The organism is Phycicoccus sp. M110.8, assembly GCF_032464895.1.
Taxonomy (GTDB): Bacteria; Actinomycetota; Actinomycetes; order Actinomycetales; family Dermatophilaceae; genus Pedococcus.
Window position 1 is genome coordinate 2,303,440 of sequence record NZ_JAWDIC010000001.1, and the last position, 16,229, is coordinate 2,319,668.

At 73.8% G+C, this 16,229-nt stretch carries 15 protein-coding genes; 12 read left to right on the forward strand and 3 right to left on the reverse strand.

Annotation, left to right across the window (positions count from 1 at the left end):
- Positions 1-175 precede the first annotated feature (175 nt).
- Genes ftsH through RKE38_RS10925 form a run of 6 tightly spaced genes read left to right on the forward strand, consistent with a single transcriptional unit; the run spans position 176 to position 6,896 of the window.
- Positions 176-2,275 carry an ATP-dependent zinc metalloprotease FtsH gene (gene ftsH, locus RKE38_RS10900; protein WP_316007445.1) on the forward strand — a complete coding sequence of 700 codons (2,100 nt, stop codon included), beginning with the start codon at positions 176-178 and terminating at the stop codon, positions 2,273-2,275.
- 12 nt (positions 2,276-2,287) lie between these two features.
- The gene (gene folE, locus RKE38_RS10905; RefSeq protein WP_316007446.1) at positions 2,288-2,881 is read left to right on the forward strand and encodes a GTP cyclohydrolase I FolE; all 594 of its coding nucleotides are present in this window, start codon (positions 2,288-2,290) and stop codon (positions 2,879-2,881) included.
- Positions 2,878-4,620, forward strand: coding sequence for a phosphatidylglycerol lysyltransferase domain-containing protein (locus RKE38_RS10910; RefSeq protein ID WP_316007447.1), 1,743 nt, complete (start codon positions 2,878-2,880; stop codon positions 4,618-4,620). Before folE ends, RKE38_RS10910 begins: the two co-directional genes overlap by 4 nt.
- Positions 4,621-4,673: 53 nt before the next feature.
- Positions 4,674-5,471 carry a dihydropteroate synthase gene (gene folP, locus RKE38_RS10915; RefSeq protein WP_316007635.1) on the forward strand — a complete coding sequence of 266 codons (798 nt, stop codon included), beginning with the start codon at positions 4,674-4,676 and terminating at the stop codon, positions 5,469-5,471.
- A 58-nt stretch (positions 5,472-5,529) separates the two neighbouring features.
- A complete protein-coding gene (gene folK / locus RKE38_RS10920; RefSeq protein WP_316007448.1) occupies positions 5,530-6,414 on the forward strand; it encodes a 2-amino-4-hydroxy-6-hydroxymethyldihydropteridine diphosphokinase in 885 nt (294 codons plus the stop codon).
- A complete protein-coding gene (locus RKE38_RS10925; RefSeq protein WP_316007449.1) occupies positions 6,411-6,896 on the forward strand; it encodes a DUF3180 domain-containing protein in 486 nt (161 codons plus the stop codon). Before folK ends, RKE38_RS10925 begins: the two co-directional genes overlap by 4 nt.
- 102 nt (positions 6,897-6,998) lie before the next feature.
- Here the strand turns inward: RKE38_RS10925 and RKE38_RS10930 are convergent, their stop codons facing one another.
- Positions 6,999-8,171 carry an NADH-quinone oxidoreductase subunit D gene (locus RKE38_RS10930; RefSeq protein ID WP_316007450.1) on the reverse strand — a complete coding sequence of 391 codons (1,173 nt, stop codon included), beginning with the start codon at positions 8,169-8,171 and terminating at the stop codon, positions 6,999-7,001.
- 9 nt (positions 8,172-8,180) lie between these two features.
- Positions 8,181-8,738: a hypothetical protein gene (locus RKE38_RS10935; RefSeq protein ID WP_316007451.1), complete on the reverse strand. Its 558-nt coding sequence runs from the start codon at positions 8,736-8,738 to the stop codon at positions 8,181-8,183.
- Between the two features lie 125 nt (positions 8,739-8,863).
- Here RKE38_RS10935 and RKE38_RS10940 point away from each other — a divergent pair, with 125 nt between their 5' ends.
- Entirely contained in the window at positions 8,864-10,069 is a 1,206-nt protein-coding gene (locus RKE38_RS10940; protein WP_316007452.1) for a cytochrome P450, read from the forward strand.
- Here RKE38_RS10940 and RKE38_RS10945 read toward each other — a convergent pair.
- Positions 10,053-11,015: an SAM-dependent methyltransferase gene (locus RKE38_RS10945; protein ID WP_316007453.1), complete on the reverse strand. Its 963-nt coding sequence runs from the start codon at positions 11,013-11,015 to the stop codon at positions 10,053-10,055. The genes RKE38_RS10940 and RKE38_RS10945 overlap by 17 nt on opposite strands.
- Before the next feature lie 132 nt (positions 11,016-11,147).
- Between RKE38_RS10945 and RKE38_RS10950 the strand changes: the two genes are divergently transcribed.
- The 5 genes from RKE38_RS10950 to nadC are packed head-to-tail and all read left to right on the forward strand — an operon-like array spanning position 11,148 to position 16,173.
- Complete coding sequence (locus tag RKE38_RS10950; protein ID WP_410055442.1) at positions 11,148-12,044, forward strand: Rossmann-like and DUF2520 domain-containing protein; 897 nt, start codon at positions 11,148-11,150, stop codon at positions 12,042-12,044.
- Entirely contained in the window at positions 12,041-13,018 is a 978-nt protein-coding gene (panC, locus tag RKE38_RS10955; RefSeq protein WP_316007455.1) for a pantoate--beta-alanine ligase, read from the forward strand. The genes RKE38_RS10950 and panC overlap by 4 nt, the downstream gene beginning before the upstream one ends.
- Before the next feature lie 35 nt (positions 13,019-13,053).
- Positions 13,054-13,482 carry an aspartate 1-decarboxylase gene (gene panD, locus RKE38_RS10960; protein ID WP_316007456.1) on the forward strand — a complete coding sequence of 143 codons (429 nt, stop codon included), beginning with the start codon at positions 13,054-13,056 and terminating at the stop codon, positions 13,480-13,482.
- On the forward strand, positions 13,472-15,289 hold the full coding sequence (locus RKE38_RS10965) for an L-aspartate oxidase (protein WP_316007457.1): 1,818 nt from the start codon (positions 13,472-13,474) through the stop codon (positions 15,287-15,289). Before panD ends, RKE38_RS10965 begins: the two co-directional genes overlap by 11 nt.
- Positions 15,286-16,173 (forward strand): carboxylating nicotinate-nucleotide diphosphorylase, encoded by an 888-nt coding sequence (gene nadC / locus RKE38_RS10970; protein WP_316007458.1) that lies wholly within the window; start codon positions 15,286-15,288, stop codon positions 16,171-16,173. The genes RKE38_RS10965 and nadC overlap by 4 nt, the downstream gene beginning before the upstream one ends.
- Positions 16,174-16,229 lie beyond the last annotated feature (56 nt).

A 16,229-nucleotide genomic window follows, 5' to 3' on the forward strand; every position in this document is an offset into this window, starting at 1 on the left:
CGAACGCACCGTGGACGCGTGCCGGACGTCGGAACACCGCCGCCATCCAGGTCGTTGACCAGCACGAACCACGGGGGTACCGCGTAGTACCGTCGTGGTGACGCCGCGCCCAGCAGGGTGACGGCACGAAGCGTGACCGAGCAGGAGGCACGGGGCCGCCGGCCCCGCTACACACATGGACTTCAAGCGCATCCTTCGAGCCCCGTTGTTCTGGGTCGTGGCCGTCGTCGCGATCACCCTGACGGTGTTCAGCTTCAGCGATGCGGGTGGCTACACCCGGATCGACACCTCGGCCGCGCAGCAGCTCATCTCCGACAAGAAGGTCGAGCGCGTCGTCGTCACCAACAACGAGGTCGTCGACATCGACCTCAAGAAGGGGCAGACCTACTCCGACGGCAAGAACGTCAAGGACGCGACCAAGGTCCGCACCCAGTACGTCGACGCCGCCGGCCCCGGCATCATCCAGCTGCTCAAGGACAACCCGCCGCCCGGCGGCGTCGACCAGCAGATCAAGGACACCAACCCGGTCCTGGCCCTGCTCGGGTCGCTGCTGCCGATCATCATCCTGCTGGCGATCTTCTGGTTCCTCATGAACCAGATGCAGGGCGGCGGCTCGCGCGTCATGCAGTTCGGCAAGTCCCGCGCCAAGCTCGCGACCAAGGACACGCCCAAGGTCACCTTCGCCGACGTCGCAGGCGTCGACGAGGCGGTCGAGGAGCTCCACGAGATCAAGGAGTTCCTGTCCGAGCCCGCCAAGTTCCTCGCGGTCGGCGCCAAGATCCCCAAGGGCGTCCTGCTCTACGGGCCGCCCGGCACCGGCAAGACCCTGCTCGCCCGCGCGGTCGCCGGTGAGGCCGGCGTCCCGTTCTACTCGATCTCAGGCTCGGACTTCGTCGAGATGTTCGTCGGTGTCGGCGCCTCCCGCGTCCGCGACCTGTTCGAGCAGGCCAAGGCCAACGCCCCTGCCATCGTCTTCGTCGACGAGATCGACGCCGTCGGCCGCCACCGCGGCGCCGGCCTCGGCGGTGGCCACGACGAGCGCGAGCAGACGCTCAACCAGCTGCTCGTCGAGATGGACGGCTTCGACGTCAAGACCAACGTCATCCTCATCGCGGCGACCAACCGCCCCGACATCCTCGACCCGGCGCTGCTGCGCCCGGGCCGGTTCGACCGCCAGATCGCGGTCGAGGCGCCCGACATGATCGGCCGCCACCGGATCCTCGAGGTGCACGCCCAGGGCAAGCCGATGGCCACCGGCGTCGACCTGCTCGCCGTCGCCCGTCGCACCCCCGGCTTCACCGGTGCCGACCTGGCCAACGTCCTCAACGAGGCCGCCCTGCTCACGGCGCGCAGCGACAAGAAGCTCATCGACGACCACGCCCTCGACGAGGCCATCGACCGCGTCATCGCCGGTCCGCAGAAGCGCACCCGGATCATGTCCGCCAAGGAGCGCAAGATCACGGCGTACCACGAGGGTGGACACGCCCTCGTCGCCGCGGCGATGAACCACCTCGACCCGGTCACCAAGGTGACGATCCTGCCGCGCGGCCGGGCCCTCGGGTACACGATGGTCATGCCGACCGACGACAAGTACTCCACCACCCGCAACGAGATCCTCGACCAGCTCGCGTACGCCCTCGGTGGCCGCGTCGCCGAGGAGGTCGTGTTCCACGACCCGACCACCGGTGCGGCCAACGACATCGAGAAGGCCACCGGCATGGCCCGCAAGATGGTCACCGAGTACGGCATGAGCGAGCGGATCGGCGCGATCAAGCTGGGCCAGAGCCAGGGCGAGGTCTTCCTCGGCCGCGACATGGGCCACGAGCGCGACTACTCCGAGGAGATCGCCAGCGTCGTCGACGAGGAGGTGCGCAAGCTCATCGAGAACGCGCACGACGAAGCGTGGCACGTCATCAACGACAACCGCGACATCCTCGACCACCTGGTGCTGGAGCTGCTCGAGCACGAGACGCTCAACGCCAAGGAGCTCGCCGAGCTGTTCCAGCCGGTGCGCAAGCGCCCGCTGCGCCCGACCTGGCTGTCCAGCGAGACCCGGTTCCTGTCGGACCAGCCGCCCGTGCTGACCCCGGCCGAGCGGGCCGCGCAGAACGGCAGCGGTGGCCTCGAGTCCGCCGGCAGCGACCGGCACACGGCCGCCGCGATCGACCGGGCCGCCGAGGCCGGGGCGGTCAAGTCGGCCGAGGAGCACCCGCCCACGCAGATCATCGAGACGCCCGGCAACGACCCGGTCGACCCGGGTCCCGGGCAGCACTGAGGCGCCGGTCCGATGTCCCCAGACACGCCACGGCACGTGGTCGACCAGGCCCGTGCCGAGGCCGCGGTCCGCGAGCTGCTCATCGCCATCGGTGAGGACCCGGACCGCGAGGGCCTCGTGGAGACCCCCGCTCGGGTCGCGCGCGCGTACGGCGAGTTCTTCGCCGGCCTCGCGCTCGACCCGGCGGCGGTCCTGAGCAAGACCTTCGAGATCGAGCACGAGGAGATGATCCTCGTGCGCGACATCGAGGTGTACTCCATGTGCGAGCACCACCTCGTGCCGTTCCACGGGGTCGCCCACGTCGGGTACATCCCGGCCAAGGACGGCCGCGTCACCGGCCTGTCCAAGCTGGCGCGCCTCGTGGAGATGTACGCCCGGCGTCCCCAGGTGCAGGAGCGGCTCACCACCCAGGTGGCCGACGCCCTCGTCACCTACCTCGGCGCCCAGGGCGTCATCGTCGTCGTCGAGTGCGAGCACCTGTGCATGTCGATGCGCGGCATCCGCAAGCCCGGCTCCCGCACCATCACGTCGGCCGTGCGTGGCCAGCTGCGCGACCCCGCCACGCGGGCAGAGGCGATGTCGCTCCTGCTCGGGGGCAAGCGGTGAGCGGTCGCGAGAGCACCCACACCACCACCCCCCGGCTCCCCGGCTTCCTCAGCGCCAGCAAGGCCCCGGCCCTCCTGGGCAACCTCACGTACCTCATCGGGCTGCTCGACCTGCTCACCGGGCTGCTGCACAGCTGGCGGCACCGGCTGCTCGAGCTGACCGAGGTGCTGCCCGGGGCCCTGTCCGACGCCGCCGCTGCCGCGACCGTCGTGTCGGGCGTCCTGCTGCTCGTCCTCGGGCACTCGCTCAAGCGGCGCAAGCGGCGGGCGTGGCGTGCCGCGGTCGCCCTCCTCGGGATCTCGGTCGTGCTGCACGCTGCCAAGGTCGAGCCGGTCTCCACCCTGGTCTCGCTGGGGGCGCTGGCGCTGCTCGTGCGCAACCGGCGCGAGTTCTTCGCCCTCGGTGACCCGAGCACCCGGTGGCGCGCGGTCCGCGCCTTCCTCGTCCTGGGGACCGTGTCGTTCCTGGCCGGGACCGTCGCGATCTGGATGAACCGCCGCCACATCGTGGGCGGCTTCCCGTCCTTCCCCGACCTCGTGCGCGAGCTGCTCTACGGAGCCGTCGGGGTCAGCGGGCCGCTGCAGTTCACCCACTCCCGCGCCGAGGACATCGTCGGGTCCCTGCTGCTCGCCCTCGGCCTCATGACCGCGTTCACGACGGTCTACCTCGCGCTGCGCCCGGCGGAGCCGCGCCCCGAGCTCACCGACGACGACGACGCCCGGCTGCGCCTGCTCATGCAGCGGCACGCCGACTCCCTCGCGTACTTCAACACCCGGCGCGACAAGTCCGTCGTCTGGTCGCCCACCGGCAAGGCCGGGGTCGCCTACCGCGTCGTCAGCGGCGTCATGCTCGCCAGCGGCGACCCGCTCGGCGACCCGGAGGCGTGGCCCGGCGCGATCGAGGCCTTCCTCGAGGAGGCGCGCAGCCACGCGTGGACCCCCGCGGTCCTCGGCTGCTCCGAGCAGGCCGGCACCGTGTGGGTCCGCGAGACCGGCTTCACGGCCCTCGAGCTCGGCGACGAGGCCGTCGTCGACACGACCACGTTCACCCTCCAGGGCCGGCCCATGCGCAACGTGCGCCAGATGGTGGGCCGGATCGAGCGCGCCGGGTATGCCGTGGACGTCACCCGGGTGCGCGACGTGGACCCGGCGGTGCGCGACGAGGCGATGAAGGACGCGTCGGCCTGGCGGTCCTCGGACACCGAGCGCGGCTTCTCGATGGCGCTCGGCCGGCTCGTCGACCCTGCCGCCGACCCGGAGTGCGTGTTCGTGACCGCCCGGCACGACGGGGTCGTGCGCGCGTTCCTGCAGTTCGTCCCGTGGGGCGACGACGGCATGTCCCTCGACGTCATGCGGCGCGACTCGACCGCCGAGGCCGGGGTCAACGAGCTCATGATCGCCACCGCCCTGCAGCGGGCGCCCGAGCTCGGCGTGCGCCGGGTGTCGCTCAACTTCGCCGCCTTCCGCTCGGCCCTCGAGCGGGGGGAGCGGCTCGGTGCCGGGCCGGTGCTGCGGCTGTGGCGGCGGGTGCTGCTCTTCGCCTCGCGCTGGCTGCAGATCGAGAGCCTGTACCGGTTCAACGCCAAGTTCCAGCCGCAGTGGCAGCCCCGGTTCCTCGTCTACCCGGCCGCGGGCGACCTGCCCCGGGTCGCGCTCGCCTCGCTCGAGGCCGAGGCGTTCCTCGTCTGGCCCAAGCTGGGGCGCCTCAACGGCGCCCGCGAGGCCGTGGGGGCCAGGTGAGCGCCACGGGCGGGAGCTGGCCGCTGCACCGCGCCGACGGCCTGCCGGTCGTCATGGGCGTGGTCAACGTGACGCCCGACTCCTTCAGCGACGGTGGCCAGTGGTTCGAGCCGGAGGCGGCAGTCGCCCACGGCCACGAGCTGCTCGCGCAGGGTGCCGACGTGCTCGACGTCGGTGGCGAGTCGACCCGGCCCGGCGCGCAGCGGCCCTCGGTCGAGGAGGAGCTGCGCCGGGTGCTGCCGGTCGTGCAGGCCCTCGCCCGGGACGGTGCGGTGGTCTCGGTCGACACCATGCGGGCGCAGGTCGCGGCCGCCGCGCTCGAGGCCGGTGCGGCCCTGGTCAACGACGTCAGCGGGGGGCTGGCCGACGACGGCATGGCCGCCGTCGTCGCGGACGCGGGTGCGCCGTTCGTCGTCATGCACTGGCGCGGCCACAGCGCGGGGATGCAGTCGCGCGCGGTCTACGGGGACGTGGTCGGCGAGGTCCGGGACGAGCTGCTCGCCCGGGTCGAGGCACTGACGGCGCGGGGCGTCAGGGACGACCGGCTCGTCCTCGACCCCGGCTTCGGCTTCGCCAAGCTGGCGTCGCACAACTGGACCCTGCTCGCGCGGCTCGATGAGCTCCTCGGGCTGGGCCATCCCGTGCTCGTCGGGACGTCGCGCAAGACGTTCCTGGGCCGGCTCGGCGTGCCCGAGGGCGACCCACCGCGCGAACCGCTGGACCGCGACGTGGCGACCGCCGCCACGTCCATGCACGCAGCCCGGCTGGGCGCGTGGGGGGTGCGCGTCCACCACGTGCCGTCCACCCTCGACGCGATGCGCATCGCCCGGGCCATCGAGGAGGCACGATGAGCACCACCCCACGACGTTCTCCGCTCCCTCGCCGCTCCGACACCTCGCGGGGACCCCGATGAGCGACCAGATCGTCCTCAAGGGGATCTCGGCGCGGGGGCACCACGGCGTGCTCGACTTCGAGAAGCGGGACGGGCAGGTCTTCGTCGTCGACGTGACGATGGACGTCGACCTCGCGCCCGCCGGGTCGAGCGACGACCTCGCCGACACCGTGAACTACGCCGAGGTCGCCGCCGACGTCGTGGCCCTCGTCGAGGGCGAGCCGCTGGACCTCATCGAGGCGCTCGCGGCCCGCATCGCCGACCGCGTCCTGGCCCGCCCGCTCGTCGAGGCGGTCGAGGTGACCGTGCACAAGCCCGAGGCCCCGGTGGGGGTGCCGTTCACCGACGTGCAGGTGGTGGTCAGCCGCGAGCGGTGCACCCCGGTCGTGGTCGCCCTCGGCTCCAACGTCGGCGACTCGGTCGAGACTCTGCAGGACGCCGCGGTCGCCCTGCACGGCCTGCTCGACGTGACGGCCGTGTCCCGCCTCGTCGAGACCGACCCGGTCGGCGGCCCCGAGCAGCCGGCATACCTCAACGCGGTCGTCACGGGCACCACGCACCTCGCCCCCTCCAGCCTGCTCGCCGGCCTGCACGACATCGAGCGCGAGCACGGGCGCACCCGCGAGGTGCGCTGGGGCCCACGGACGCTCGACCTCGACCTCGTGCAGTACGGCGACCCGGTGTTCGACACCGACGTCGTCATGGACACCGCCACCCTGACCCTCCCGCACCCCCGGGCGCACGAGCGGGCGTTCGTGCTCGTGCCGTGGCTGCAGGCCGACCCCGAGGCGGTCCTGCGGGTCGAGGGACAGGTGCGCCGCGTGGGCGACGTGGTGGCCGGTCTCGACACCTCGGGCGTGCGCCCCGGGCCGGACGTCGACCTCCTGGAGGGCCCGTGGTGAACTCGGGCACGGGGCTGCGCTGGTCGCAGCTCGTGGCGATCGCGCTCGTCGTCGGGCTCGTGTCGTTCGTCGGGTGGCGGGTCTACCTCGGGCGCGGGCACCTGCTCTCCGCCCCCTCGTGGGTGTCGGCGGTGCTGCTCGTCCTCATGGCGGTCCTCGTTCTGGCCGCCGGGCTCCCGGTGCGCAGGTTCCTGCGCGGCCGGGCGACCAAGCCGCTGAGCCCGATCCGTGCCGCGCGCACGCTGGTGCTGGCGCAGGCCGCGGGGCTCACCGGGTCGGCCGTCCTCGGCTGGTACGCGGGCCTGGTCCCGCACGCGATCGCCGACGTCGACCTGCCGGGCTACCGCGACGCGCTCTGGCGGCTGCTCACGGTCTGCGTGGCGGCCGCCCTGCTCGCGGTCGCGGGCATGCTGACGCAGCGCATGTGCCGCATCGACGACGGGGGCGAGGGCCCCCGCCGCGAGGGCCGCGACGACGCCTGACAGGCCCGGCGCCTCGCCCCACTCCGGGCCACCGGGCCGCGGTGCGGCGGGTGTGGTCCGGGGCTGTGTGGCCCGCAGTGCGGAAGCGAGGGGCCGCGGGCGCTACTTGTCGACGTCGCCGACGACGAAGAACATCGAGCCCAGGATGGCGACCATGTCCGAGACGAGGTTGCCGGGCAGCACCTCGCCGAGCACCGACACGTTGTTGAACGACGCCGAGCGCAGCTTGAGCCGCCAGGGCGTCTTCTCGCCGCGCGAGACCAGGTAGTAGCCGTTGAAGCCGAGCGGGTTCTCGGTGGCGGTGTAGAGGTCGCCCTCGGGGACCTTGAGCACCTTGGGCAGCCGGACGTTGACCGGGCCCCGGGGGAGCGACCGCAGCCGGTCGAGGCACGCCTCGGCCAGGTCGAGGCTGACGTGCACCTGCTCGAGCAGCACCTCCAGCCGCGCCAGGCAGTCGCCGTCGGTGCGGGTCACGACCCGGCCGGGCCCGCCCTCGGCGAACAGCTCGGCATACGCGAGGTAGGGCTCGTCGCGGCGCAGGTCCACGTCGACGCCGGACGCCCGCGCGATGGGCCCCGAGACGCCGTATGCCGCGATGGTCTCCGGGGCCAGGACGCCCACCCCGCGCGTGCGCGCTTCGAGGATCTCGTTGCCCACGAGCATCGACTCGAGGTCGGGCAGTCGGCGGCGGACCGCCGCCACGGCACGGTCGACCCGGTCGAGCCACCCAGCGGGCAGGTCCTCCTTGAGGCCGCCCACGCGGTTGAACATGTAGTGCATCCGGCCGCCGGACGCCTCCTCCATGACCGCCTGCAGCTCCTCGCGCTCGCGGAACGCGTAGAAGATCGGGGTGATCGCGCCGAGCTCGAGCGGGTAGGAGCCGAGGAACATCAGGTGGTTGAGCACCCGGTTGAGCTCGGCGAGCAGGGTGCGCGCCCAGACCGCGCGCTCGGGGACCTCCATGCCGAGCATCCGCTCGACGCCGAGGACCACGCCGAGCTCGTTGGCGAACGCCGAGAGCCAGTCGTGCCGGTTCGCGAGCACCACGATCTGCCGGTAGTCGCGCACCTCGAACAGCTTCTCGGCGCCGCGGTGCATGTACCCGACGATCGGGTCGGCACTGACGATGCGCTCGCCGTCGACGACGATCCGCAGCCGCAGCACCCCGTGGGTCGCCGGGTGCTGCGGGCCGATGTTGAGCACCATGTCGGCGGTGGCCAGGCCGCCCGCCCCCATGCCGACGGTGAGCTCGCGCTGGTCGCCGGTGGTGCTCATGCCTGCAGGCTAGCCGGGGCAGCCGGGGATGTTGTCGGCGGCGACCAGGCGGCCCTGGTCGTCGAGCTTGACCAGGACGGTGTTCTCCCGGTCGGGCAGGCTCGCCAGCGCGGCCGCGTCGGCGGACTTGGTCTGCAGCGGCTGGTCGGCGGCGATGCAGTGGTGGACCAGGATGCGCGCGCCGTCGACCACCGGGATCGAGTACGTGAGCTTGTCGTTCTGGTTCTCGTACGGGACCTTGCCGCGGAACGGCTTCGTCGGCACGCCCTGCTGCGCGAGCTTGGCGTCGTCGAGGCCCTTCCAGGTCCAGCGGTCGAGCTCGATGACCGTCGTGCCGGCCACCGTGCCCACCTTGGTGACGGTGCCGTAGTCGAACGCGCGGCCCTTGACGTCGCTGGTGGCCGTGGGTGCCGGGGTCTTCTTCGCCGGGGCCGCCTTGGCGGTGACGGTCGGGGTGACGGTCACGGTCACATCGGCGTTCTTCGGGGAGCCGCCGCAGCCGGCGAGGGCGAGCGCGGACACGGCGGCGAGGCCGGCGGCCACGCGGGCACGGTGCTGGAAGGTCATGGGGACTGGGGTCCTTTCGAGGTTCAGCAGCGGACCAGTCTGCCGTGGGGACCGGCATCGGCCCAAAACGTGCAGGTCGCGGACCCTGCCTGACACGGGCGCACCGGCTGGTGCAGGCTGCTCCCGTGCCCACGAAGTCCTCGCTCGACGCCGCCGACCTGCTCGACCTCGGCGACCCGGCGGTCGTCGCCGACCCGTACCCCGCGATGGCGGCCCTGCGCGAGCAGGCGCCGATCGCCTGGCACAGCCGGATGGGCACGTGGCTGGCGACGGGCCACGCCGAGGCCGGCGCCGTCCTGCGCGACCGGCGCCTGGGCCGCGTCTTCGGCCCGCGCACGCCCGAGGACGACTGGGACACCTTCAACTGGCTGCACGCCGACTCGATCCTCGACAGCGAGCCGCCGAAGCACACCCGGTTGCGCCGGCTCGTGGCCGGCGCCTTCGGCCGCGGCCACGTCCAGCGGCTCGCGCCGCGCATCGAGGAGCTGGCCTCAGGTCTGCTCGCGCAGCTCCCCGACAGCGGCCCGTTCGACGTGATCGAGGAGTATGCCGAGCCGTTGCCGGTGCTCGTGATCGCCGAGCTGCTCGGCGTGCCGGAGGCCGACCGGCACCACCTGCGGCCGTGGTCCCAGGCGATCGTGCGCATGTACGAGGTCGACCGCACGGCCGCCGAGGAGCAGGCGGCCCGCGACTCGGCGGCGGCCTTCGCGGCATACGTCGAGGAGCTGGCGGCCGACCGCGCCCAGGCGCCCGGCGAGGACCTGCTCACCGACCTCGTCCAGGCCCGCGACGGCTCGGACCGCCTCTCCGCCCACGAGCTGGTGGCGACCGCCGTCCTCCTCCTCAACGCGGGTCACGAGGCGAGCGTCAACGGCTTCGGCAACGGGCTGCACTCGTGGCTGACCGCGCCGGACCGCCCACACGTCGACGCACGCGACGACGCGGCGGTCGAGCGGCTCGTCGAGGAGTTCCTGCGGCACGACAGCCCGCTGCACCTGTTCGAGCGGACGGCCAAGGAGCCGGCGTCGGTCGCGGGCGTCGAGCTCGAGCCCGGGGACAAGGTCGCGGCGCTGCTCGGGGCCGCCAACCGCGACCCGAAGGTCTTCGCCGACCCGGACCGGTTCGACCCCACGCGCGACCCGAACCCGCACCTGGCGTTCGGCGCCGGCATCCACTTCTGCATCGGGGCGCCGCTGGCCCGGCTCGAGCTCGCCATCTCGCTGCGCACGCTGCTGGCCCGGCACCCGCGGCTCGAGCTCGTCGAGGCGGTCCAGCGGCCGACGTTCGTGCTGCGCGGGTTCGAGCGGCTGGTCGTCAGCCCCGCCGGCTGAACGCCCAGAGGAAGTCGCCGAAGCCGCCGCGGGCGGTGAGCTGGGCGGCGGCGCTCGACTCCTGCAGCGACTGCAGGTAGCCGGCCGGGTCGGTGCGGGCCAGCTCGACGGGCGGGGTCCGGCCGTCGACGCCGAGCCGGGCCAGTGCGGTGCGCTGGTCGACGAGCTCGTCGTGCACCAGCGAGTCCATGGCGACGTGCGCGGTGAGATCGCAGGTCCCGTCCGGCACGGGCTCGACCAGGTGCCCGCTCCGGTATGCCACGAGCGTGCCGTGCGCGGGTCGCGTGGCAGCCGTGTGGCCGTAGTCGACGGCCACCACCAGGCCGGTCGTGACCCGCCCGAGCAGCCCGGCCCAGGCGCGGTCGCGGGGCAGGCCCACCTCCACCCGGTCGCCGGTCGCGGTGGCCGGCCAGTGCTGCTGCGCCCAGGCCAGCTGCTCCCCGGACAGGGGCTCGCCCCACGACTCGACCCCCGTGACCGGGTCGACGAGCCGCTCGCGCAGGCATCCGCGGTCGTCGACCTCCGCGACGGTGCACGGGACGACGTCGAGCCACTCGTGCGCCACGACGAGGACGTCCCGCAGGTCGTCCAGCTCGTCGGGCAGTGCGGGGCCGCCGGGGGAGACGAGCCACTCCACCTCGTGCGGGAGCCGGTCCGGCCGGGGCCCCACGTCGACCCCGGTGAGCCGCAACGACGGTGCCGAGGGCTGCTCGCCGTGCCGCACGGCACACAGGTGCGTGAGCAGCTCACCGCCGCCACAGCCCACGTCGACGACACCGGTGAGCCCGTGCTCGTCGGCCAGCCGCAGCAGGGCCCGGGCCAGGACGCGGCCCGTGGGGCCGTGCGTCGCGGTCGTGAAGTGGGCGGCCGGGCCGCCGCGGGCACGGTAGAAACCGTCGGGTCCGTAGAGCGCGTCCTGCCACGCGAGGGACCAGGGCTTCGGCACGGCCCCAACCTACGGGCCGGCGCGCTGGCTGTGTCCCTCGCGGCTGACACTGTCCCGCGCCGCTGACCGGGCCCCTGCTCGCTGACCGGGCCCCGGCCCGCGGGCCCTGCCGGCGGGGATAGGTTGGGGCGCGTGACCAGCAGCGACGAGCGCCCGGCCCGCCTCACGGTCGGTGTCGTCGGCGCCGGCCGCGTCGGCTCGGTGCTCGGAGCCGCGCTCGCGCGCGCGGGTCACCACGTCGTGGCCGTGTCGGCGGTCAGCGAGGCGTCGCTCGCGCGGGCCGCCGAGCTGCTGCCCGGCGTCCCGGTCCTGCCCCCGGACGAGGTGGTGCGCAGGTCCGAGCTCGTCGTCCTCGCGGTCCCCGACGACGCGCTCGCCGACCTGGTCGCCGGCCTGGCCGCGACGGACGCCTGGCGGCCGGGCCAGCTCGTGGTGCACACCTCGGGGCGGCACGGCCTGGAGGTGTTCGGGCCGGCCGGGCAGGCGGTCCTCGGGATGGCGCTGCACCCGGCAATGACGTTCACCGGCACCGCGCTCGACCTCGACCGGCTCGTCGACTGCTGCTTCGGCATCACCGCCCCCGAGCCGCTGCGCGCGGTCGCGGAGGCGCTGGTGGTGGAGGTCGGGTCCGAGCCGGTGTGGATCGACGAGGCCGCCCGGCCGATGTACCACGCTGCCCTCGCCCACGGGGCCAACCACCTCGTCACCCTGGTCTCGCAGGCGCTGCAGGCACTGCGGGCGGCCGGCGTGGAGGCGCCCGACCGGATGCTCGGGCCGCTCGTGGAGGCGGCGCTGGACAACACGCTGCGCCGTGGTGACGCCGCTCTCACCGGGCCGGTGGCCCGCGGCGACGCCGGTACGGTGGCCGAGCACCTGAGACAGCTGCGAACCCTGACCCCCGACGTCCGTCCCACCTACGTCGCGCTCGCGCGGGCCACCGCCGAGCGCGCCCTGGCGTCCGGACGGCTACGACCCCACGCGGCGGAGCCCCTGCTGGAGATCCTCGCGCGCGACGAGGAGCGCCCATGAGCACGCACGACACCGTCCCTGCGGGCGCCGACACGGGGTTCACCTCCCCTGTCGGTGGTGCCGGCGAGACCCTCGCCTCCCCCGTCGTGGCGAGGACGCGGGACGAGCTGCGCGCCGCCCGGTCGGCGCTGGGCGACGGTGACGTCGCCGTGGTCATGACGATGGGCGCCCTGCACGACGGCCACGCCACCCTGATCCGCCTGGCCCGCCAGGAGGCGGCGCACGTCATCGTCACGATCTTCCTCAACCCGCTGCAGTTCGGGCCCAAGGAGGACCTCTCGCGCTACCCGCGGACCTTCGACGCCGACATGGAGATCTGCCGCAGCGCCGGGGTCGACCTGGTCTTCGCCCCCACGCCCGATGTCGTCTACCAGGACGGCGACCCGGGCGTGCGCATCTCGGCCGGCCCGCTCGGCACCGTCCTCGAGGGGCAGGCGCGGCCGGGCCACTTCGACGGGATGCTGACCGTCGTCGCCAAGCTGTTCCACCTCACCGCGGCGGACAGCGCGTACTTCGGGCAGAAGGACGCCCAGCAGCTGCTGCTGATCCGGCGGATGGTGCGTGACCTCGACTTCCCCGTGCGGGTCGTCTCGGTGCCGACGGTGCGCGAGCCCGACGGCCTGGCCATGAGCAGCCGCAACGCCTACCTCACCGAGACCGACCGCGAGGTCGCCCTCTGCCTGTCCAGGGCGCTGAAGGCCGGGGCCGCTGCTGCGCCGGAGGGCCCGTCTGCGGTGCGGCGCGCGGCCCGGGCGGTGCTCGTGCGCGAGCCGCTGGCCCTCATCGACTACCTCGTCCTGGTCCACCCGACGACACTGGAGGACGTCCCGGAGTGGTACCGCGGCGAGGCGCTCCTGGCGGTCGCCGGACGGGTCGGCACCACACGGCTCATCGACAACCTGCCCATCTCCGTCGGCCCGGGTGGGGGCGCGCTCGACGTCTTCTCCGACGTCGACTCGGCCACACCGGCCTGACGGCGGCAACGCCCGGCACCTCCCGAGGACCAGACATGCAGCGCTTCATGCTCTACGCCAAGATCCACCGCGCGACCGTCACGCAGGCCGACCTGCACTACGTCGGGTCGCTCACCATCGACCGCGACCTCATGGACGCGGCCGGGCTGCTCCCGGGGGAGCAGGTGGACGTGGTCGACGTCGACAACGGCAACCGGCTCACCACCTACGCGATCGAGGGGGAGCGGGGCTCGGGCATCGTGTGCATCAACGGCGCTGCTGCCCGGCTGATCTCGCCCGGGGACACCGTCATCATCATCGCGTATGCCGCGATGGACGACGCCGAGGCGCGGACCTTCGAGCCGCAGGTGGTCTTCGTGGACCGGCAGAACCGCATCGTCGAGGTCGGCCACGACGCCGGCGACGTGCCGGACGGGTTCGGGCTGCACACGTCGGCCGTCACGCACCGCGGCCATGACGCCTGAGGCGGGCGACGTGCCGGGCGAGGTCGTGGCAGGCGTGCCGGGCGACGTCAAGGCAGGCGTGCCGAGCGACCTGGCCGCGGACGTGCCGGGCCCCCCTGCCCCGGCCGGGCCGCACGGCATACTCACCGTCCCCGGCCGGCTGCGCGCCCCGCAGCCGGGCTGGACCGCCCAGGCCGACGTCATCGTCGTCGGCTCGGGCATCGCCGGGCTCACGGCCGCGCTGCGGCTGCGCCAGCGGGTCGACCACGTCCTGCTGGTCACCAAGACGGTGCTCTCGGAGGGCTCGACGCAGTGGGCGCAGGGCGGCATCGCGGCCGCCCTCGACCCGGCCGACTCCCCGGAGGAGCACCTGCACGACACCCTCGTCGCCGGGGTCGGGATCTGCGACGTGGAGGCCGTGCGCGCCCTCGTGACCGAGGGCCCGCAGCGGGTGCGCGAGCTCGTGGCGCTCGGCGCCGAGTTCGACCTCGACGAGGCGGGTGAGCTCAAGCTGACCCGCGAGGGCGGCCACCACCGCGACCGCATCGCCCACGCGGGCGGCGACGCCACCGGCAAGGAGATCTCGCGGGCGCTCATCGCCGCGCTGCACCAGGTCAAGGACGACCCGGGCATCGAGGTCATCGAGCACGCGCTCGTCCTCGACCTCCTGCTCGACGCGACCGGCCGCGCGTGCGGCGTCACCCTGCACGTCATCGGCGAGGGCCAGCGCGACGGCGTCGGAGCCGCCCGTGCGCGGGCCGTCGTCCTCGCCACCGGCGGCCTGGGCCAGGTGTATGCCGCGACGACGAACCCCTCGGTGGCCACCGGCGACGGCCTCGCCGCCGCCCTGCGGGCCGGTGCCGCCGTGGCCGACGTCGAGTTCGTGCAGTTCCACCCGACGGTGCTGTGGCTGGGGCCGGGTGCCAGCGGGCAGCAGCCGCTCATCTCCGAGGCCGTGCGCGGCGAGGGTGCCGTCCTCGTCGACCGCGCCGGCGTGCGCTTCATGCAGGGGCTGCACCCGCTGGCCGACCTGGCCCCGCGTGACGTGGTGGCCCGGGCCATCGTGCAGCGCATGCGCGAGACCGGCAGCGACCACGTCTACCTCGACGCCCGCCACCTCGGGCGCGAGTTCCTCGAGCGACGGTTCCCCTCGATCGTCGCCCGGTGCCGCGAGCTCGGCTTCGACCCGGCCACCGACCTGCTGCCCGTCGCACCCGCCCAGCACTACGCCTCGGGTGGCGTGCGCACGGACCTGCACGGCCGCACGTCGGTCGAGGGCCTGTACGCCTGCGGCGAGGTCTCCTGCACCGGTGTGCACGGTGCCAACCGTCTCGCGTCCAACTCCCTGCTCGAGGGGCTGGTCTTCGCCTCGCGCATCGCCGACGACCTCACCGCGCGGCTCGCGGCGGGCGAGCTGCCGCCGGTGCCTCCCGGGCAGGCCGGTCGGCCCCCCGGCGCCCCCGCCCTGCTCGACGAGACGGCTCGCGTCCGGCTGCAGACGGCCATGACGACGGGTGCCGGCGCCGTGCGGACCGCCGACTCGCTCGCCTCCACCACCGCGGACCTGGCCCGGCTGGCCGAGGAGTCCCTGCAGGACGGGCCCGCCGAGCCGGGGCCGCAGTCCTGGGAGACGACCAACCTGCTCCACGTCGGTCAGCTGCTCGCCACCGTCGCGGCCCTGCGCGAGGAGACCCGCGGCGGCCACGTGCGCGGCGACTTCCCCGACCTCGACGACGCCCGCTGGCGCGGCCACACCGTGGCCTCCCGCGGACGGGACGGCGTCGTGACCACCACCTACGAACCCGTCCAGACGGAGGCACCCGCGTGACCGACCTGCAGTTCCCCCGCGAGGCCGCGCTCGCGGTCGTCCGCACCGCGCTCGAGGAGGACCTCGGCCCGCAGGGCGTCGACGTCACGACCGACGCCACCATCCCCGCCGACCAGGTGAGCACCGCGCACCTCGTCGCCCGCGCCGACGGCGTCCTGGCCGGCACGCCGGTGGTCGCGCTCGTGTTCGAGGAGGTCGCCCGCCGCCTCGGCGCCGACCCGCTCGAGGTCGACTGCCCGCACGAGGACGGCGACCTCGTCGGCGCCGGCGACGTCGTCGCGGTGCTGCGCGGCTCGACCCGGGTCCTGCTCGTCGGCGAGCGGACCATGCTCAACATCGTGTGCCGGATGTCCGGTGTCGCCAGCCACACGTGGGACTGGGCCCAGCGGCTCGAGGGCACCGGCGCCACCGTCCTCGACACCCGCAAGACCACGCCCGGCCTGCGCGCGCTGGAGAAGTACTCCGTCCGCGCCGGTGGCGGCACGAACAAGCGGATGGGCCTGTTCGACGTGGCGATGATCAAGGACAACCACAAGCTCGCCGCGGGCTCGCTGTCCAAGGCGTATGCCGCGGTGCGCGCCACCCACCCGGACGTCCCGGTGCAGGTGGAGGTCACCACCGTGGCCGAGGCGGTCGAGGCCGTGACGGCGGGTGCGCGGTTCCTGCTGTGCGACAACATGACGCCCGCACTGCTGCGCGAGACGGTCGAGGCGGTCCGTGCCACGGGCGAGCAGGTCGAGCTCGAGGCCACCGGCGGACTGACGCTGGGGGAGGCGCGCGAGTACGCCGAGACCGGGGTCGACTACCTGTCGGTGGGCGGGCTCACGCACTCCAGCCCGATCCTCGACCTCGCCCTCGACCTCGTCGACGAGTCCCGGGACTGACCCCGACCCGCGGATGAGGGCGGCGCAGGAGCGCTGGGTACCCTTTGCGGGTGACC